General features: G+C 58.5%; 19 protein-coding genes and 2 tRNA genes. 5 read left to right on the forward strand and 16 right to left on the reverse strand.

Translation table 11 applies throughout. From position 1 onward, the window contains the following. Window positions 1–677 precede the first annotated feature (677 nt). Window positions 678–753: transfer RNA gene (locus GDA65_00075), tRNA-Lys, on the reverse strand. 118 nt (window positions 754–871) lie between these two features. Next, window positions 872–2191 carry an adenylosuccinate synthase gene (locus tag GDA65_00080; GenBank protein ID MBA5861093.1) on the reverse strand — a complete coding sequence of 440 codons (1320 nt, stop codon included), beginning with the start codon at window positions 2189–2191 and terminating at the stop codon, window positions 872–874. Window positions 2192–2699: 508 nt separating this feature from the next. Between GDA65_00080 and GDA65_00085 the strand changes: the two genes are divergently transcribed. Both GDA65_00085 and GDA65_00090 read left to right on the forward strand, forming a co-directional pair. Then, window positions 2700–2775, forward strand: a tRNA-Ala gene (locus tag GDA65_00085). Between the two features lie 158 nt (window positions 2776–2933). Next, window positions 2934–4775: an ATP-binding cassette domain-containing protein gene (locus tag GDA65_00090; protein ID MBA5861094.1), complete on the forward strand. Its 1842-nt coding sequence runs from the start codon at window positions 2934–2936 to the stop codon at window positions 4773–4775. Here the strand turns inward: GDA65_00090 and GDA65_00095 are convergent. Together GDA65_00095 and GDA65_00100 are read right to left on the reverse strand one after the other, a co-directional pair. Then, window positions 4772–5149 carry a hypothetical protein gene (locus GDA65_00095; protein MBA5861095.1) on the reverse strand — a complete coding sequence of 126 codons (378 nt, stop codon included), beginning with the start codon at window positions 5147–5149 and terminating at the stop codon, window positions 4772–4774. The genes GDA65_00090 and GDA65_00095 overlap by 4 nt on opposite strands. Window positions 5150–5190: 41 nt before the next feature. After that, window positions 5191–6510, reverse strand: coding sequence for an AAA family ATPase (locus GDA65_00100; GenBank protein ID MBA5861096.1), 1320 nt, complete (start codon window positions 6508–6510; stop codon window positions 5191–5193). A gap of 12 nt (window positions 6511–6522) precedes the next feature. On the opposite strand from GDA65_00100, the gene GDA65_00105 reads away from it, so the two are divergent. Beyond that, window positions 6523–7425: an alpha/beta fold hydrolase gene (locus GDA65_00105; GenBank protein MBA5861097.1), complete on the forward strand. Its 903-nt coding sequence runs from the start codon at window positions 6523–6525 to the stop codon at window positions 7423–7425. Window positions 7426–7441: 16 nt separating this feature from the next. Here the strand turns inward: GDA65_00105 and folE are convergent, their stop codons facing one another. The 9 genes from folE to GDA65_00150 form a co-directional block, all read right to left on the reverse strand. Next, the gene (gene folE / locus GDA65_00110; protein MBA5861098.1) at window positions 7442–8077 is read right to left on the reverse strand and encodes a GTP cyclohydrolase I FolE; all 636 of its coding nucleotides are present in this window, start codon (window positions 8075–8077) and stop codon (window positions 7442–7444) included. After that, window positions 8070–8504, reverse strand: a complete 435-nt coding sequence (locus GDA65_00115) for a 6-carboxytetrahydropterin synthase (protein MBA5861099.1) — start codon at window positions 8502–8504, stop codon at window positions 8070–8072. Before GDA65_00115 ends, folE begins: the two co-directional genes overlap by 8 nt. Window positions 8505–8652: 148 nt before the next feature. Then, the gene (gene erpA / locus GDA65_00120; GenBank protein MBA5861100.1) at window positions 8653–8973 is read right to left on the reverse strand and encodes an iron-sulfur cluster insertion protein ErpA; all 321 of its coding nucleotides are present in this window, start codon (window positions 8971–8973) and stop codon (window positions 8653–8655) included. 63 nt (window positions 8974–9036) lie between these two features. Next, window positions 9037–9393, reverse strand: coding sequence for a 2Fe-2S iron-sulfur cluster binding domain-containing protein (locus GDA65_00125; protein MBA5861101.1), 357 nt, complete (start codon window positions 9391–9393; stop codon window positions 9037–9039). A gap of 12 nt (window positions 9394–9405) precedes the next feature. Further along, window positions 9406–10683, reverse strand: a complete 1278-nt coding sequence (nuoF, locus tag GDA65_00130) for an NADH-quinone oxidoreductase subunit NuoF (GenBank protein MBA5861102.1) — start codon at window positions 10681–10683, stop codon at window positions 9406–9408. A gap of 276 nt (window positions 10684–10959) precedes the next feature. Further along, window positions 10960–11466 carry a hypothetical protein gene (locus tag GDA65_00135; protein MBA5861103.1) on the reverse strand — a complete coding sequence of 169 codons (507 nt, stop codon included), beginning with the start codon at window positions 11464–11466 and terminating at the stop codon, window positions 10960–10962. 184 nt (window positions 11467–11650) lie between these two features. Then, window positions 11651–12592 (reverse strand): malate dehydrogenase, encoded by a 942-nt coding sequence (gene mdh, locus GDA65_00140; protein MBA5861104.1) that lies wholly within the window; start codon window positions 12590–12592, stop codon window positions 11651–11653. 72 nt (window positions 12593–12664) lie between these two features. Next, window positions 12665–13075, reverse strand: coding sequence for a hypothetical protein (locus GDA65_00145; GenBank protein ID MBA5861105.1), 411 nt, complete (start codon window positions 13073–13075; stop codon window positions 12665–12667). 43 nt (window positions 13076–13118) lie between these two features. After that, complete coding sequence (locus tag GDA65_00150; protein MBA5861106.1) at window positions 13119–16268, reverse strand: VWA domain-containing protein; 3150 nt, start codon at window positions 16266–16268, stop codon at window positions 13119–13121. Window positions 16269–16286: 18 nt separating this feature from the next. Here GDA65_00150 and GDA65_00155 point away from each other — a divergent pair, with 18 nt between their 5' ends. After that, complete coding sequence (locus tag GDA65_00155) at window positions 16287–16733, forward strand: ferredoxin:thioredoxin reductase (protein ID MBA5861107.1); 447 nt, start codon at window positions 16287–16289, stop codon at window positions 16731–16733. A gap of 98 nt (window positions 16734–16831) precedes the next feature. Beyond that, window positions 16832–17977, forward strand: coding sequence for a M28 family peptidase (locus GDA65_00160; GenBank protein MBA5861108.1), 1146 nt, complete (start codon window positions 16832–16834; stop codon window positions 17975–17977). 40 nt (window positions 17978–18017) lie between these two features. On the opposite strand, the gene GDA65_00165 is transcribed toward GDA65_00160, so the two are convergent. The 3 genes from GDA65_00165 to GDA65_00175 form a co-directional block, all read right to left on the reverse strand. Next, the gene (locus tag GDA65_00165) at window positions 18018–18503 is read right to left on the reverse strand and encodes a hypothetical protein (protein ID MBA5861109.1); all 486 of its coding nucleotides are present in this window, start codon (window positions 18501–18503) and stop codon (window positions 18018–18020) included. A gap of 52 nt (window positions 18504–18555) precedes the next feature. Further along, on the reverse strand, window positions 18556–18810 hold the full coding sequence (locus tag GDA65_00170) for a YggU family protein (GenBank protein MBA5861110.1): 255 nt from the start codon (window positions 18808–18810) through the stop codon (window positions 18556–18558). 127 nt (window positions 18811–18937) lie between these two features. Then, window positions 18938–19777: an AAA domain-containing protein gene (locus GDA65_00175; protein MBA5861111.1), complete on the reverse strand. Its 840-nt coding sequence runs from the start codon at window positions 19775–19777 to the stop codon at window positions 18938–18940. Window positions 19778–19876 lie beyond the last annotated feature (99 nt).

Genomic DNA, 19876 nt, shown 5'->3' on the forward strand with positions numbered 1-19876 from the left:
GAGCAGCGTACCGTCCTGGGGCGACAGATTTCCCCGTCCAGGGCTTGCACGACTGAGACAGCCCTGATAGCACATGTCGGGCCTGCCAGGATTGAAGGCGTGAGGGTGAAACGCGTCTCTACCGGTTCACTCTTGAGGGTAGAGAAATACGGATTGAACCCGGCGAGGACAGCGCCTTCATGATTGGATGGAACCGCTTTCATCGAGAATGATTGTGATGTCGCGCGGTAAAGCTGAGTGGTTCGGCTGTTGATGCGCCAGCTTGTCCATGTATGATCCTTCATCCGATAGGTGGCGACCAAACCCCATCCCATTCGAAGACCGTGACATGGCAGTGACTCCTCGGATCGAAGGCCGGTTGAAGTTCTGTGCTCGTGTTTAAGGAATTCTGCACACTGGCAGTATGCAGCCAATCAGCAACTTCTGAGATCCCGTCGGCACCTTTAAGTTGCCGACCTTACCTTTCCTCTCTCTCAAACGCAGCCGTTGGCAATCCGTGGGAAATAGAATCGGAAACACCCAGGACAATTGAGTGGGGCGAGGCACTTTCGGCGATTTTCCGATTGCGCGAGGGTGCAATCGTTGCGGGTTATGCGGTGCAAGAGAAGGGAGAATTGTCCAATGACTGTCCAATGGAGTTTCATTGGACAAACTGAGAATCGTAAGTGATTGAAAAATGGTGAGTCGGCTGGGATTCGAACCCAGGACCCTCGCCTTAAAAGGGCGATGCTCTACCAGCTGAGCTACCGACTCTCCCAAGATGGAGACGACACATCGTCACGCGAGGATCGTGACGGGAGGGATCTTACCACTGACGCGTCATGAATCGCTACGGCGCGCTTCCGTTGCACGCGAAAAACAGGACACATTATCATGAACGTGGCGTACGTGCGCGGCGGCCGGCCTTGAGTGGATTGTTGAGAATGATGGTTTCATCCCGCCGTGAACCGGTGGAAATCATATCGATCCGACACTCGGCCAGTTCCTCAATCCTCGTGAGATACCGTTTGGCTTCCGCGGGCAAATTCTTATACGTCCTGACACCCGTGGTGGGCGCGCTCCACCCGCGGATACGTTCATAGACCGGCTCACACCTGGTCAAGGCCAGCAAGTCGGACGGCATGTCCCGATGGAGCTTGCCATTCACTCGGTAACCCGTGCAGATCTTCAATTCTTTCCGGCCGTCCAACACATCCAATTTCGTGACAGCCAGTGAGGAAAGCCCGTTGACCCTCGTCGCATGCCGGACCACGACACTGTCAAACCACCCGCAGCGACGTGCCCGTCCGGTGGTCGCGCCAAATTCTTTTCCACGCTCCTGGAGCCATCCGCCGACTTCATCGGTGAGTTCAGTCGGGAACGGGCCGCTGCCGACACGCGTCGTATAAGCCTTGGTAATCCCCATCACTGCATCGATTTTGGTGGGACCTACCCCGGTTCCCGTACAGGCGCCACCGGCCGAAGAACTCGACGAGGTCACATAAGGATACGTCCCAAAATCCACATCCAGGTGTGTTCCTTGCGCGCCCTCGAATAACACCGTCTTTCCGGCATCGACGGCTTTATTGACGACCAATGTCGTATCGACGATGTAGCTCTTCAGTCGATCGGCATAGGCCATGTATTGCTGATAGACCTTTTCCAGCTCGAAGCAGTCCACCTTGTGCAGTTGTTCGAGCAGCCAATTGATGTCGACCAAGTTTTCTTCCAGCTTCTGCTTGAAGAGCGGAGGATTCAGCAAATCGCCCATGCGAATGCCGATCCGCGCCATTTTATCCCCGTAAGAAGGGCCGATGCCGCGACCGGTAGTGCCGATACGACGGACGCCTTTGGACTGCTCCGAAGCCTTATCGATGGCCTTATGGTAGGGCAGAATCAAATGGGCGCGGTCGCTGACGGCGAAATTCTTGCCGATTTTGACGCCCTGCCCCTGCAGGTGATCCATTTCTTCGATCAATGCGCCGGGATCAACCACCACCCCATTGCCGATCAGGCAGCGGGTGCCGCGGTACAAGATACCCGAGGGGATGAGATGGAAAATGAACGTATCTCGCGCATTGATGACCGTATGGCCGGCATTGGACCCACCCTGGTACCGCACGACCATGTCGGCATCCTTGGCCAGGATATCGACAATTTTCCCTTTACCTTCGTCGCCCCATTGGGAGCCGATGATGACGAGATTCGCCATTGTTCGCTGCCTCTGCTCTTTCTTCCCGTCTGAACTCGAAAAAAAGGCCCTGACCTCGTACTGATCAGAGCCGGAAGGGCATCATCGTAGGATTCGCACCGCGGTTTGTCAAGCAGGGTTTTCAGGCAGCAGCGTTGTCATTGAGCTTCCGTCCTCACCGAGACGGGCTGTGTGTGCCTCCTTTTTGCGCATCCCATTTTCTCCTCCAACAAAGGCGGACGCACTTGGGCCTTCACTGCGCGTATCGAGCGAGCACCTTCCCATCGTGCGCGCTCCGTTCTCCCCTGCTAGTTCTCCCGGGGACGGATGCTCTGCCCCCTGTTCCCTGCGCGCGTCCAACGAGGGCCTTCCGAGGCCGGGCGTTGCGCGAGCACACAAGAGGACGAGCGTCGCCTCCGTCCCACCCTTTTCTTGACTGACAAAATCCGCCCATGCTAGATTGCGGAGTTACGTCTGCAGCAGCATTCGTTTCGTTGATGCCTGTGCACAGAGAGATCCAAGCTTGCGTGGGGCTGTGGCGCAGTTGGGAGCGCGCGTGAATGGCATTCACGAGGTCGCCGGTTCAATCCCGGCCAGCTCCACCAAATCAAGCTTGTCCGACCAACACTCCGGATGTGTGCGGGGATATCCGAACTCTACGAGTCATACGCTTAGCCAGCCGCCGCTTCACACGCAGGCGCTGACACTCCGCAGCGGGTACCTCGCCGAACCGTTCACCTCAGCCCCCGAGTACTACTGATCCATGCTTCAGCTTGAATCCGTTCATAAGCAATATTCCACGAAGGTCCTGCTCGAAGGCGCCACCGCACACTTGCGGCCTGGAGCCCGTGTCGGTCTCGTTGGCCCCAATGGCGCCGGGAAAACGACGCTCTTCCGGATGATTTTGGGCGAAGAGTCGCCCGATAAAGGCACCATCCGCAAACGCCCGCGACTGCGCATCGGCTACCTGCCACAGGAATTGGAAACCATTGTCGGCAAAACCGTGCTGGATGCCGCGCATCGTGACATCTACCCGGAACATGAAGCCGAACGCATCCTCTCCGGCTTGGGCTTTACTGAAGCGGATTTTTCGCGGCCGATCGAAAACCTCTCGGGCGGATACCGCATGCGCGTGGCGCTGGCGCACTTGCTGTTGTCGAACCCCGACGTCCTCATGCTGGATGAACCGACGAATCACTTGGACAAACCAACCCAGCGTTGGTTCGAACGGTTTCTCCTCGAATCCAACCTGACGCTGTTGGTGATCAGTCACGACACGAAATTTCTCGATGGCATCGCCACACACATCTGGGAGCTCCGGGATCGCACCCTTCAGGAATATCGTGGAAACTATACGAAGTTTCAGGAACTGCGGGCGGCCCGCGATGCACAACTTGAAGCTGCGGCGAATCGGCAAAGTAAGGAAGTCGCCCGCGTCCAGAGTTTCATCGACCGTTTCCGTTATCAAGCCAATAAAGCCAAGCAGGTGCAGTCGCGCATCAAGCAATTGGATAAGGTGAAGCTGATCGAACGGCAGCGTGATACCAAGCGGGTGCGGTTCAAGTTTCCGCTTCCTGCTGCCAGCGGCCGGCATGTGCTCGAGCTGAAAGGCGTGGCGAAGAGTTATGGAGAAAAGGTCATTTACCGTTCGTTGGACTTCACCGTGGAACGCGGTCAGCGCATCGCGCTGGTGGGTGAAAACGGCGCCGGCAAGAGTACGTTGCTCAAGATGCTAGCCGGGGTGTTGCCGTTTGAAAAGGGATCGCGCCAGGTCGGCCACGGAGTCACCCTGCACTACTTTGCCCAGCACCAGGCAGAATCCTTGAACCAGGAGGACACCATTCTGGAATCGTTGGCCGAAGTGTCGGCGCAGGCTGAAACCAATTTTCTCCGCGGCATAGCCGGGGCGTTCCTCTTCACCGGCGATGACCAGAAAAAGCCTATCAAGGCCCTCAGCGGCGGCGAACGCAACCGCGTCGCGCTGGCTCGCATGCTGGTGGAACCGGCCAACACCCTCCTGCTTGATGAGCCGACCAACCACCTCGATCCGGCATCGGTGGATATGTTGACGGACGCCATGACCGACTTCCCGGGTACCATTGTGTTCATCTCCCATGATCCGACCTTCCTCGCCCGCGTCGCGACCATGATCGTCGAAGTAGACGAAGGCCAGGCCAGGAATTACTTGGGCGACTACGAGTATTTCTTGTGGAAGAAGGCGCAGGAATTCGAGTCGATCAAGGAAAGCAGCGCAGAGCTCGCGGCCGCCCAGGCCGACAAATCGTCTGGCCCTACGAAGGCCATGGCCTCGCAGGTACAACCGAAGTCCTCCGGCGGAGAACGGCGAGACCTGAGCAAAACGCAGGCACGCCTCGAAAAACAAGTCTCCCGCGCGGAGTCTGAAATCGCCTCAATGGAATCCAAGGTGAAGGCGAGGGAACTGGAACTGGCTGATCCGGCGCTCTACCAGGAACTCGGCCGCTGGAGCGAGCTGCAGCGAGAGCAGGAAACCTGGAAGAAGGAGTTGGAACGGCTCACGGCGCGCTGGGAATCGTTGTCGGAGGAATTACAGGAAGTACGGGAAAAACTGACGGCAGCCGGTTAGTCCGTCGACTTCAGCGTCTCTTCCAGATAGTAGTACAACCAGCGGTTCTTTTCTTTCGTCACCAGGTCGTCCCACACCACCCCGAGCAACATTCCCTTCTCCCACGGCTTCGCCCAGGCCACCGTGGCGCTCAACTTCTCCTGTTGCTCCACGCGATCGGGATCCAGAAAGGCCAACGAGACAGTAATTTTTGCGCCGATCGGCAGGGTTTCTTTCGAGTGCAGTCCCGCGCCAATCTTGTTCACATTGTTGAGAACCGCCGTAAATCCCTTGGCCCCGCTCTGCGGGGACACCAGGGCCGACCCGATCAGTGTCGCCCGGACATATTTCCGGCGTTCGCTCACACTTTCCGTTGAATTGGCCTGACGCGCCATAGAGACCTCGCTGCTAAGTATAACCGTATAACCAGCTTTGTCTAGCCCCTTTCTTCATCACCTGCGGAGATCCTGGGACGGTAATACCGCGAGCCTTTCAGCGGGTCAGGAAGGTGGTCTTGCTCGGCTTTGGCTGCGGGGTCCTCGTGTACATACCGGTATCCCTTGCCATATCCAATGTCATTCATCAGCGAAGTCACGGCATTGCGGAGATGCAACGGCACGCCCAGATTGCCGTGCTGGCGCGCATCCCGAACGGCCTCCTGCAGCCCCACATAGGACGCGTTGTCCTTTGGGCGGGTGGCCAGGTACGTCGTTCCGTGCGCCAGGCTGATCTGCGACTCCGGTAGCCCCACGAACTCCACTGCCTGCGCCACCGCATTGGCCAGGATGAGCGCCTCGGGTTCGGCATTGCCGATGTCCTCAGACGCGAAAATGACCATACGCCGAGCGATGAATCGAGGATTCTCGCCGCCCTCCAGCATACGCGCGAGCCAATAGAGCGCCCCATCCGGATCGGAGTCACGCAGACTCTTGATGTAGGCGGAGATCAGATTGTAATGCTCTTCGCCACCCTTGTCGTAACGCAGGGCCTTTTTGAGCAGCGCGGACTCCAGCACCTGTTCATCGATGATGCGTCGTCCATCCGGTCCGACCGGCGCCTGGCCGGCCACAAACTCCAGCGTCGTCAAGAGGCTTCTCGCATCACCATTCCCGAATGCAATCAACCGTTCGCGGGCAGCAGGGCGGATCGTCAGGCGAAGCGACCCCAAGCCGCGCTCTGAATCAGCCACTGCGCGATCAAGAATTGAGCCGAGCGCCTCAGTTGCCAGCGGATGGAGCACGATCACGAGGGAGCGCGAAAGTAAGGGCGCAATGAGTTCGAAGGACGGATTCTCAGTGGTGGCGCCGATCAGTACCACCGTTCCCCGCTCGACATGCGGAAGAAACGCGTCCTGCTGCGCCTTATTGAAGCGATGAATTTCGTCGACAAAGAGGATCGTCGCCAGCCCTCTGTTTCGCCGCTGCTCCGCGGCTTTGATGATCTCGCGCAGTTCCGGGATGCCTCCGGTCACTGCTGAGAATGGTACGAACTGCGATTTCGTATACTGCGCGACCAGCCCGGCCAGCGTGGTTTTCCCGCAACCCGGAGGGCCCCAGAAGATCACGGAGGAGAGCCGGTCCTGCTCAATCGCATTTCTCAACGGGCGCCCGGGCCCCACCACGTCGTCCTGGCCGACGAGATCGTCAAAACTCCGTGGGCGCAGGCGTTCCGCCAAGGGTACTTTTCCGGATGGCGTGACTCGCTGGGTAGGCTGTGATGCCGCGAATAAATCGCCGGTAGAATCGTGAACAGACATCATCGAGCTCAAATGAATGGCCCTCTGCATTCTATACGTCTCAACGGAATCACCGCAAACCTATTGATTCTCGAACTTGGGAATGGTACCACCCATCCAACCACACTTTGCAAAGGGCAACCGATGTTTTATCAGGCAAACAGTATTCGATTGGCGTATGACGACGAGGGCTCAGGCCTCCCACTCGTATTTCTGCATGCGTTCCCGTTGAATCGTTCGATGTGGAAGCCGCAAGTCACCGCCCTGTCCACACAATTCAGAACCATCGCGGTCGATCTTCGCGGGCATGGCGAGTCCGATGCCCCGCTGTGGTCTTTTTCACTTGAGCAGTATGCCGACGATGTGGCTGCGCTGCTCGACCACCTGAACATTCCACAAGCTGTGCTGGTGGGGCTTTCCATGGGAGGCTACGTCAGCCTGGCATTCTCGAGAAGATACGGCAATCGGCTCCGCGCACTGGTACTCGCCGATACTCGAGCGCAGGCAGATAGTCCGGAGGGGCGAACAGGACGCTTTCATCTGGCACAAACCGCGTATACACAAGGCGCCGAAGCGGTCGCGAACACCATGCTGCCAAAGCTGCTCGGCACAACGTCTCTGAAAAGCAAACCCGAACTGGTGGAGTCTATTCGCAGGACGATTCAACACACGCCGGTAAGCGGCATGCTCGTTGATTTGATGGCCATGGCAGCGCGCCCTGACTCCGTCGCCCATCTTAAGGCCATTTCCTGCCCAACCTTCGTCGTGGTCGGAGAGGAGGACCATACGACCCCCCTCGCCGACGCTCAATTGATGGCGCGTGAGCTACCGAAGGCCCGGCTAGCTGTCATTCCAGCCGCCGGACACGTGAGTAATTGCGAACAACCTGAGACGTTTAACGATCTGCTGCGAGGATTCGTCGAGGAGCTAGCGTAAGCGACCGCGGGAGAGATTAGCCTCCGTCTCTGACGCTGCTGCCACGAATCAGCTTGAGAAACTCTTCGCGGGTCTGCTGTTGGGTGCGAAACACGCCCAGCATGGAACTGCTGACGGCGACGGTATTTTGCTTTTCGACCCCCCGCATCATCATGCAGAGATGGCGCGCTTCCATGACGACCGCGACCCCATGGGCATTCAGCTTTTTCTTGAGGGTTTCGGCGATTTGAAGCGTCAGCCGCTCCTGCACTTGGAGCCGCCGGCTGAAGGCATCGACGACCCGCGGAATCTTGCTGAGGCCTACGACCTTCTTGTTCGGCAGATACCCTACATGACACTTCCCGAAAAACGGCAACAAATGATGCTCGCACATGCTGAAGAAATCGATATCCTTCACGATCACCATTTCATCGTACTCTATGGGAAAGAGGGCGCCATTGAGCAAGTGATCGATGTCCTGTCGATAGCCCTGGGTCATAAACCGCATGGCTTTCGCAACGCGTTTGGGCGTATTGAGAAGACCATTGCGGTCCGGGTCCTCTCCCAACTCGACCAACAGCTTCGTCATCAACCCTTCAATCGGGTCCTCGGCGGTTGGCGTTGCAGCGACACGCGACCGTCTGGCGCGGGACCCGGAAACTACTTTAGCCATGCCTCACTCCATCTTCTCTCCGCACCTGCTTCGCGGATCCGGAATATTCGAAATAGTTGTCTCGCGTCTCGATCACACCGACCTTCACGAGACGTCCCCCCGGAACTTCATTGACCAAGAGTTCCCAAATGAGCACCACCAGATTCTCTCCGGTGGTGGTCTGGGTCGCAAACTCCGGATCCTTGTTCAAATCCTGATGATCGAATCGTCGCACCACAATCCGCTGCACCACATCATCGAGCCTCGGCAGGTCCACCACTTGATGGGTCACGGGGTCCATGTCACCCCTGACTGAAACGAACACCACATAGTTATGCCCATGCCCGTTGGGATTGTTGCACTTGCCGAACGTGGCCCAATTTTCTTCAGACGACAACTGATCGGTGTGCAAACGATGAGCGGCGCAGAAACGATAGCGGCGCGTAATGGTGGCCTCAGACATCCGAGCAACTCTCCAGACAGATGATCAAACGAACAAGCCGGGAGAGCTACCCGCTAGAGAGGGAGCCACTCCCGGCTTGATCCGTCACTCAACGAAACATCGGCGCCCCGGTTGAACCACAACCGGAAGGCTCTTACGCACTGAAAGAACTGCCGCACCCGCAGGTGGTTTTCGCTTGCGGGTTCTTAATCGAGAATCCGGACCCTTGCAGACTGTCGACATAATCGACTTCCGCGCCTTGCAACAGCGGAGCACTCTGCGAATCCATGATCACTTTCACATCACCTTTTTCAATGACCGTGTCGTCATCGGCCATTTTTGACTCGAAGGCCATTCCATACTGATATCCGTGGCATCCGCCGCCGCGAACATAAATCCTCAGACCGACCACATCTTTTTCTTCGGTCATCAGTTCTTTTATCTTCTGCTCTGCCAATTGCGTAATCGTTACCATCGTTGGTCCTCCTTCTGGTCTGCGTGTTCGGCACGTTGTGTTACTTTACCATCTCGCGGGAACTTACGGAAGCCCGACTCCTTTTTTCCCGAATTGGCTGGATGCCGCTGAGGTCGGTTGCACCCACTTCGTTTCAGGAACACGAACCACCACATCACCTAATACCTTCGCCTGACAACCAAGCCGATGCCACGGCTCAGAGAGTGCTTCACGATCCAGGAGATCCTGCTCGTCGAAATCAATCTCGGATAGGTTCTCCCCGCCCACCTGCACTTCAACCCGGCAGGTCGTGCAGGATGCATTTCCTCCGCAGTCGTGATTGAGCTCAAACCCGAGTGCCTTGGCAGCTTCCAATAAGGTGAGGTTCAATTCGACCTCCCCGCTACGCCCCTCCGGATGGAGAAAACTCACACGCGGCATCTGCCGACTCCTCTAAGCCTTCACGCCGGTCCCGGCCTGCGCCGGCTGGAACGGACAGCGCTGCAGTCGAATATGTTCTTCGAATTCATGCTGGAATAACCGGAGGCTGCTCTGCACCAACACTGCGGCCCCGGTAATGAGCGTGCAATACCCCGTTCCCTTCACGAACCCGCACAGCTGCAGCAAGGAGTCCAGATCTTTCTGGCTGCCTTCTCCCCGCTCAATCTTCTCTACCAGGGTTGCCAGATTGATCGTGCCCATTCGACAGGGAGGACATTGCCCGCAACTTTCGCCCTTGAAAAAATTCGAATACTTGAGAGTCGCCGCCACCATGCAGGTCGCATCGTCAATGACAATGGTCCCGGCCGAACCCAATCCGGTTCCCGCCTTTTTGAGCGAATCAAAATCCATGGGAAGGTCCAACTGGTCGGCCGTCACCATTGAAAACGCAGGCCCTCCCGGAAAAACCGCCTTGATCTTGCGCCCGTTCGGAACGCCCCCGCCGCACGTTTCGATGAGATCCCTAATGGTGACCCCCATCGGCATCTCATACACGCCGGGCCGATTGACGGATCCGCTCAGAGAGAAGAGCATGGTCCCGGGACATTTTTCCGTCCCTACTTGAGTAAACCACGCGGCGCCGTTTCTCAAAATCTGAGGGATATTGCACAACGTCTCCACGTTGTTCACCAGAGTCGGCTTGCCGTACAACCCGAAATCCGTGGGATAGAACGGAGGCTTCTGACGCGGCATCGCCGGACGACCTTGCATAGACTCCAACATCGCCGTTTCTTCGCCCGCCACATAACTTCCATGACCGGAAAAGACTTCCAGTTCTAGGTCCACGCCGGTGTCGAGGATGTTCTTCCCCAACAGGCCTCGTTCCCGCGCCTGAGCAATGGCTTTTCTCAGGTTGGCTTCCTCTTCCTCATACTCATGGTTGACGTAGATATAGGATGCTTTCGCGTTGACCGTCCGGGAGGCGATCAGGCAGCCTTCGATCAACTGATGCGGAATATGTTTGAGGAGGTGACGGTCCTTGAAGGTTCCAGGCTCGTGCTCACCGGCATTGCAGACGAAGTAGCGTTCCGGCACGCGATGAGTGAGGACCTTTTCCCACTTGATACCGGTGGGAAAACCCGCCCCGCCACGCCCGCGCAAGCCTGCCTTCTTGATTTCGCCGACGATATCGTGAGGTGTCAGGTCTTTCAAGCACTTCCGCCAGGCTTCGTAGCCGCCGGTCTTCAGGTAGGGGTCGATTTCCCAGGGTGCCCCTTCACGCTTTTGCAATACCCTTGGTTGAGGTAGGGTCACGTTGTTCCCTTTCAGGGGTAGCACCCCCAGGTTAGCAGGCACCTACTATACGGCTGCCTTCCTGAAGCCGTCAAGACAAGTTCGCCTGATTAGGCCTGAATCTCAATCAGTTAGGCCTGATAGGCCCACAACGACTCAGTCCAAAGACTGGCAAAGACCGAAACAGGATTTGGTGAACGGGTGGACTCAAGAAAAAGGGGACTGATCATCCTCTCGGATAACCAATCCCCCGTTCCTCTGGTCCACGTACTGTTACTTCAAATGGCTCCCTGCCCCCATGAAGAACAACATGGGGATAGACAGCAGGAAATTGATCCGCGATGCGATCAAGGCGGTCTTTCCCCACTGAGCCATCTCCGGCGGGGCCGGTGTGCCCTGAGCCGCGGCCGCGACCGCAGCGATGACCTTCTTCTGGTTGGGCCAGATAATTGCGTGCACATTCCCCATCATGATGATGCCAAGCAGCCCGCCGATCCCCAATGCCAACGCTCCCGTGCCACCTTTCGAATAGAGGTAGCCATAGAGCACGACACCTGCCAGAACCGTGACCGTGGCGCCGTGACGGAACCAGTTCAGCGCGGCAGGCATCAGCTTCGGGATGACGATGTTCTTCGTCGGCCCATCCAAGCTCTTGAGAAAGCCCGCATTGATCAGATTAAAGAAATACAACAGGCCGATCCAGGTGATGCCCGCCAAAAAGTGGACCCAGCGGACAACCAGACCGAACCAATCGGCCTCGCCCGCTCCCACCCCGGCCATCCCCAGATAGACGACTATCAACCCGACAGAGAGCGCAAGCCCCGCGCCCAATGTCTGATATGGATCTTCCAGAAATTTCATACGCCTCCCAACTATAACGGTTTATTGCCAATCACGTTCTCTACTGCAGGCTGCCGAGCCTTGTCAAGCAACCTGCCCTCCTCCCTGTCCTGGTGGCGATCGGCTAGGCCGTCAGCAAACGATCAACCACGCCGCACAGGTCCCGCACCGCATCGGATGAGGCCTGTAACGCCGTCCGTTCTTCGACCGTCAGATCATATTCCACAATGGACTCCCCACCCCCGCGGCCGAGCATGACCGGCACACCGACGATGACATCTTTTAATCCGTACTCCCCCTCACACAACATCGCGCAGGGAAGCACACGCTTCTGATCCTTCATGATCGCCTCAACCATATCCACCGCTGCGGCTGATGGCGCATAAAAGGCGCTGCCGGTCTTCAGTAGTCCGACAATCTCGGCCCCGCCATCCTGCGTGCGCTTGATCAATGCCGCGAGCCGCTCCGGCGACAACCGCTCTGTGATGGGCTTGCCCGCCACCGTCGTTTGGCGAACGAGCGGTACCATGGTGTCTCCATGCCCACCCAACACCATGGCCTGCACATCCGTCCCCGGCACGTGTAATTCCTCCGCGACAAACGACCGCAGACGGGCCGTATCCAACACCCCTGCCATGCCGAGTACACGCGATTTGGGCAGCCCGCTGACCTGTCGCGCCACATGCACCATGGCATCCAGGGGATTAGTCACCAAGATCAGAATGATGTCCGGTGAACGCGATACCAATTCCTGCACCACGGTCTTGACGATTTTGGCATTGGTCCCCAAGAGTTCATCCCGGCTCATGCCGGGCTTTCTGGGAATCCCCGACGTGATGACCGCGATGGACGACCCGGCTGTCTCGTCATATCCGTTCGTCCCGACCACGCGAGTGCTGTATCCGCAGACGGGGCCGGCCTGGGTAATATCCAACGCTTTCCCTTGCGGAATCCCCGGCACAATATCGACCAGCACGACATCATACGCATTCTTCTCTGCCAACCGTTGCGCGGCCGTTCCACCGACATTCCCCGCGCCCACTACCGAAATCTTTGGTCGTCCCATTATTCCCACCTCGTGAAGCGTGAAACGTGAAGCCTCGAGCGCAAAGTCCTCTTCGCACCCGCTTCACACTCCTTACGCCGGTTCATGCCCCGTCCAGCCGCCGACCTTAAAATTGATCGTGCAGACAAAATTATCGCCGTCATAGAAATTCACTTTGATTTTCTTTTTTCCGTAATTCGCCGCAAGAAACTCTTCGGGCGCCTCCACCAGCCCTTGATAGCCGCCGGCCGGGTACTCACCCAGCTCATGGAACACCACGATCATGCCGGCCTTCACTTCCTCCAGAATCTTGGCGGTGCACCGCGGATAGATTTCCCAAAACTTGGCGTCGATCGCTTCCCGAGTCGGTTCTGGCCGGTCCTCGCCGGGCTTGAAGTCTCGATTCGCGAACTTGGCCTGCCGTCGAACATAGGGGTACTGATGGCCGGTGAACAGTTTATACAGCCAGGGCGGCACGGTCGGTCTGAGCGGCTGCTCAATCATGGTTGGTATGCTCCAGTACTGAAAACGCCTTCTGCGCGACCGGTCAGGCCGTCAGCCGATGGTAAATCCTCGGAAGCTTCTCCGGCAACCCCTCCACCCGATCAATCACCACATATCGCACATCCCCGTACATCCGTCGCAGATAGGGATCCGCCTGCTTGTCGATCGTAATACAGACCGGGTCAATCCCGCCGGCCCGAGCTTCCCGCAAGGCCATGCGTGTGTCTTCCAACGAGTAGTCATCCTTGTATCCGTCATCCAGCGGACGCCCGTCGCTGATCACCACCAATAACCGCGTCTTCGCCTCACGAGCGAGCAGCTTGGCCGTCGCATGCCGGATCGCTGCGCCATCCCGATTCTGCTGTAAGGGAACCATTCCGCCCAACTTGGCCCCCGCGCGCCCGGTCACCGGTTCGTCAAAGTCTTTCACCACCACGAAATCCACCTGATGACGGCCCTGCCCGGAATAGCCATAGACGGCAAATTGGTCGCCAATCGCCGTGAGCGCTTCGCAGAGCAGCACCAACCCCTGTTTTTCGATATCGATGATCCGCCGCCCCTGCTCAACCTGGCGGCTGGTGGACCCGCTGAGATCGACCAGAAACGCTGCGGCCACCTCACGTTCCCGCTTTTCACGACGCACATAGATCCGCTCCGACGGCTCTATCCCCGCTTGCAGATCGGCGAGTCGGCCGATGACGGCATCCATATCCAGGTCTTCACCATCCAGTTGGCCTGGGACGCGCCGCAACCCCGGGGGACGCAGGCTTTCGAAATAGCGTCGCAGGAGTGCGACCGGCCCGCGTTGGGCCGCCAAGGTCTCTTCCACAAAATCCGACGACCCTTCGACCGCTTCCCGTTCGACCACACGGCACCACTGCATCCGGTAGTCCTGAATTGCGGCATCCCATTCTCGGTAGCGAACCGCTTTGACCATTCCTGACTTCTCATCCTCAGGCTGCGCCCCTTCGCCTTCTACCGCCAACATCTCTTCAACCAACGGAGGCTGTCGACGGCCCGGCACCAACATCTCTTGAGACACCTGCTGAGAACGCGCCGTCCCGGCACCGGACGATCCGCTCGAATCACCGGCTAAACCAGCCTCGCCCTGACTATCCCCTTGGCCGGAAGCCGGACTTTGCTCAGGCGCAGATTCGGCGCGATCCCGCACTAGGTTGGGATCCATCGCGCCGCGATACTCCCAATTATCCATCGGACGGTAGGTGTCGGAAAGATCTTCCGAGGCCTTGGGCGCAGGAATTGACTGTTCAGGAGCTTCCGCTTCGTCGGGACTGGGAATAGCCTCGCGACGAATAGCCAATAACTCATCCATCGAGACATAGAGGCGGTCGGCCAATCGCACAGCTTCTTCCGCAGTGGCCAGCGGATGGAAGATGGTTTGACAGAGACTCCAGAGATGCGTGATCTCATGCTTGAGCGCATCAGGAAGCGGCAAGGAGCCGGCCTCGACCGTGGAGAGGAGCAGGAGCTGATCGACGACCAACTCGCGCACCGTCATCCCATGCGCCAGACTTCGAACCTGCACCGCATCTTTTGCGATCGAAGCCAAATCACGACTCAGACCCGGATATTCCAAACGCAGCAAGTACTCGACCCGGGCATCTTCAACGAGCGCCCACAGATCACGGATGAGACCCGGCTGAGGATACCGTGCGAACAGGTCGCCCAGGGTATGAGCTTCCGGCGAGGCCTTGCGTCCATATCGTTGCGTGAGTTCCTCGCTCAGGTCTCGCAACCGGGTGAGGGGCACATCGAAGGTGCCGAACTCCAGATGTCCCGCCTCATGCGCGGCCATGACCATATAGAGGCGTACATTCTCCTCGTAGGTCGAATGCCGCCTGACAAGCGACGGCAATCCGATGCTCCGTCCATCGTCACTGACCGTGGCGCGCACCATCGGCTGGGCTGATTCGAGCGAATCAGGCAGATCGTAGATACGGAGATCGCGGCCGCAGAGCGCCTGAGCGAACAATTTGACCCGTCTGGCAATCTGCCGCAAGGGTACGCCGCTCATCGCCTGCGACACAGCGCCCAAGGCTTTCTCGGACTCCATGCCAAAGTAGGCGCGGCCCCCTTCCAAGCTGTACTCCAGTACGTCCATCCCGGAGGCAAACCAGGATTGAAACTTCTGTAGCGCCCCTTCACCTGGTCCGATCAACGCTATCAATTCCGGACAACGGCGAACATAGGCCAACGCCGTCTCGGCATCGCGTTCGGCCAGCAACAGGCCGTATTGCAGGACCTGTCTCCGCCATTCATCGGTCGGGAGCCGGCGAAGAATCGACGGGGCTTCTGCCAGGAGCGCAATACCCGATTCAGGCGACCGTTCTGCCATCTGGGCGCCCACGCGGATCACGTGCTGGCGTGACGCCGGATCGGGAATATCCTCAAGGATGCCCGGACTCGTCCGGAAGAACTCCAAGGCGCCCAGGTAGTCCGGTCTGCCCAGGCTATTCTCAACAATGAGTGTCATCCCGAACTGCACCCAGGCGCGAACCGTATCGAAGGAGAGCACGCGAGCAAGGGCGGGAATCTGACGGATATACTCCACAGCTAAGGCAAAATCGGTCTCCGACAACTCACAGGCCAGTTCCATCCAGGTCGGCCAGTCTGTCGGGGGCAGAACGGGCACCACTTCCGGCGAAACCCGAATAAACTCCACCGCCACATTGGCCTGGCGGTCAGCGAATTCCAAACCGGCAGCCAATACAACCGCTCGTTGAGGCGGATCGAGAAGGCCCAGCAGCAGCGGGCTCTCTTTGAAAAATCGTAGCGCCAAGGCTCCCGAATCAGCCGCGATGGCGACCCCGAGATCGAGCCATGGCAAGACCTCGGCAAGCAACCCCCGGTGCTGCAATTCCAACAGGGCCGCTATCGCGCCCTTGGCCGCTTTCGGCGAGGCTTCGGTGAGCTCCTCCAACAACAGCCACACTCCAGCCGGCGTATCCGACCTGGTGGCCGAGGCGAGGATAGCCTCTACTATCGCCGCAGCGGAGTCCGGACCGAGTTGGTCGGCCAAACGGTCAACAAGTTGTGGGAAGGAGTACCCGGATGCCATGGCGTTGATCCATTTTGAGGGAAGTGGTGGATTGTAAAGGACACAATTTCGCTTGTAAACTGTGTCCTCGCAGGCGGGACCGACTGGCACCGATCGACGTTTTAATTCGACCATTGTCACGTGAGGGACGGAATGGCTGAGCCGAGCAAAGAAAGTCTCGAGAAGATGTGGAAGTACGTCAAAGGGTTCGCCGAGAAGAGCGGCACGGCCATGCACCCGAATCCTGCCGTGACCAATGCCGTGGTGTTGGGACTAGCCGCTCACGTGGATGAGTTGGGAAAGCCGCTCTGCCCCTGCAATTTCTACCCAGATAAACAGGCCGAGGCCAAGCTGCGTCGCTGGATGTGTGCCTGCGACGAAATGCAGATCTATAAATATTGCCATTGCCTGCTCTTTGTAAATGAAGAAGGGCTGCCGATTACGGAGTACTTGCCCGAAGACCACGAGGGACGCCAATGTTACGGCCTCGTTCCTGATCCGACTCCGGGCAAAGGCCGAGCACTTCGCCACAAAGCGCTGCCCATGGCTCCGAAGGTGCCGGAATCCTCGGCGGCTCCGGATTCCTCCGCACAATCGTGATCAGCCGGTTTTGCTGCAATCCGATAGTCGGCCTTCGCTATGGCTTGGCAGTTGTCGCCGTACTGGCCTCTCTGAGTATAGCCGGCTGCCTCCACACAATGGAGGCTCTTGATCCGAGAGCATTGCCCGTCACAACAGCTCAGGCGCAACGATTGCAGTCACACGTCTCCTTCCTCGCGAGTCCTGCACTGGCTGGCCGCCAACCGGGAACACCAGGCAACCGCCAGGCCGCGCAATACATCGAGGAGCAGTTTCGCCAAGCCGGACTGCAGCCGCTCCCCTCGCTTGGCGGCTATCGACAGACCATTTCTGACCGCATGGGCGACAACATCATCGGGGTCATCCCGCCGGTCGGGCAGACAGGTTCCGCGCGCTGGATTGTACTCGGCGCCCATTATGACCACCTGGGGTATCCCTTCCTCGGAGCCGACGACAACGCGTCCTCCATCGCCATCCTGATCGAAACCGCGAGAAACCTGACAGGTCTCTCGCGCTACGGCATCATGTTTGTCGGGTTTAACGGTGAGGAACTCCCCTATTTCGGCACGGCCGAAATGGGATCACAGTTTTTGTTTCATCACCTGCCGCCAGAAGTCGGTGCTGCAGACAATCTTCAAGCCGCGATCATCATGGACCTGATGGGAGGCGCGCACTGGGCACCGCTCAAGGATGCGGTTTTTGCCACCGGAGCGGAGAAAAGTCCCGAGCTGTATCGATGGGTCACCCGCACGTCGACTCCTTCTCTCACCGTGTTCCCGGTGGGAATCCATCTCGTCGAGGAAATCCCTGATCACGGTCACAAGGCCTTCAGCGACTATGACGTGTTCCGCAACCACAAGATCCCGTTCCTGTTTCTCTCCGCTGCGCGCTCACCCCGGTATCACACGGCAGGCGACGTCGCCAGCACGCTCAACTACGAACGAATGGCCGCGACCGTCGAGTGGCTGCGCCGTCTCCTCGCATTAATGGCGCAGGACGAAGCGCCCTATTCCTTCGATGCGCACCGGGTAGAGTTCGCCGATGAAGTGGCCTCATTCCGCACCATTGTGGAGCAGGCGCTTCACGAGGAGACGCGCATTCCAGGCACCTCACGCTGGTCATTGAGAAAGTTGCGGCAGGATGCGGAATGGCTGCGGGATGTACGCGGGTCGGCGCCGACGCCGCAACAGTTGGAGCGACTGGAACGGATTTCTATTCGTGTCCAATGCCTGATGGCCGACTATTCAGGCTGTTTTACATTCTGATCGGCCGGCCGCTCACGGCGTTTCGTCCGGGACACCAGCATTATTGCCACCCGTCGGTCTCATAGCCCTTCTCCTTGAGACAACGTTCGACGAAGGCCGCATAGTCCTGTTGCGGCTGTAAGGGCTTGTAGGTCCCGGCGAACAGACCTAAGATCCCGCCGACCGCGCCGCCGGCTGCCGCCCCGATGGCGATACCGGTCGGCCCGCCCATCAGCCCTGCCGAGGCCCCCACTGCCGCCCCGCCGATGACTCCCAGCGCGGCGCCGGCGCCGGCATTCCCGCTGCGATTCGTTCCATGCTGCAATCCCGCCCGTTCGGCTTTCACCTCGCAGACTGCCGCTTCATGCTCGGCCTGCTGCTTGCCGTGGAGCTGCAAATGCGTCGTGGACTTGAAGATGGGTTCAGGCCCGGCACAAGCGGTCAAGGCCACGACGAGGAAAGCAATGGAGCATCGAGACATTCTCGATCCGACGCGCTTCAGAAGCCACGGCCGCTGCCATACCCCGACACCCACCTCACTCTGCATACCGCCCTCGCATAGACAATGCTTCGTGCATTCGTTCGGCCTGAGCCGTTTCTTACTCGATCTGAAGTTGTGCGAGCACCTGTTCGGCGGAACGCCCCCTCAGCAAAATGCGCTTCTGCCGGCTGCTCGCCCCGCTGAGAATCTCTACGGCGCTCAGCGGCAGGCGACACGCGCGGGCGAGGAACCGGCATAACTCCTCGTTCGCCGCGCCATCAGACGGCGGTGCCGCCACACGAATCTTGATCGCGCGACCGTGAAGCCCAGCGCATTGCGTACGAGAAGCTTTCGGCTGAACATGGACCGACATGACGGCCCCCTCAGCTGTGGTGCGAACGACCTGTTCTGCTGCCGGAGATGGAGACTCCCGCCCGAAATCGTGGTTGGTCACAACGTTCTGGAGAACATAGGGCGGCGAGGCGCGACACACGAGCGGTTTAAAACACCGCTTTCACGACCTCGATGATGCTGCGCAACATATCCGGATCATCAGTAATAGGCCGGGCAATGGCGACATCGCAGGCGCGATCGGCAGGCACGCCCTGCTTGATCAACGTCGCCGCATAAATCAACAGTCTGGTACTCACGCCTTCTTCAAGCCCGTGATTCTTGAGGTTGCGGACCTTTTCCGCAACTTTGACCAGCCGCTGGGCAAGCTCGGGACTGACTCCGGCCTCATGCGCCACGACCCGGGTCTCGACATCCGGCAGCGGATACTCGAACTCGATAGCCATAAACCGCTGCTTGGTGCTTTGCTTCAGATCCTTCAGAATGCTTTGATAGCCGGGGTTGTAGGAAATCACCAGCATGAAGTCATCCACCGCCTCGATGACCTGTCCTTTTTTTTCGATCGGCAGAAGTCGCCGGTCGTCGCTCAAGGGGTGGATGATGACCGTGGTGTCTTTGCGGGCCTCGACGATCTCGTCCAGATAGACGATCGCTCCCTGCTTCACGCCGAGGGTCAGCGGACCATCCATCCACACCGTCTCCTGGCCCTTCAGGAGATAGCGCCCGACAAGGTCTGAGGCCGTAAGATCCTCGTGGCAGGCCACCGTAATGAGCGGACGGCCCAGGCGATAGGCCATGTGCTGGACGAACCGTGTTTTCCCGCAGCCCGTGGGCCCCTTGAGCATCACCGGCATGCGGCTCTGCGCCGCAATGGTAAAGAGCCCGACCTCGCCTCGCACGTCGGCATAAAACGGTTCCCGTGCGATCCGGTACCGGTCGATGTCTTGTGCCTGCCCTTTCGGAGCCGTCGCTGCTCGCCCCTCGCTCATTCCGCTACTCCTGCCTGAATGTGAATAATCTGGATGGTGCGCCACGATAAACGGAAACCGGCAGGAAGTTCAAGCGACCGACGGAAGGCGTCCGACGAC

It is taken from the genome of Nitrospira sp. CR1.1, from assembly GCA_014055465.1.
In the GTDB taxonomy this organism is placed as follows: domain Bacteria; phylum Nitrospirota; class Nitrospiria; order Nitrospirales; family Nitrospiraceae; genus Nitrospira_A.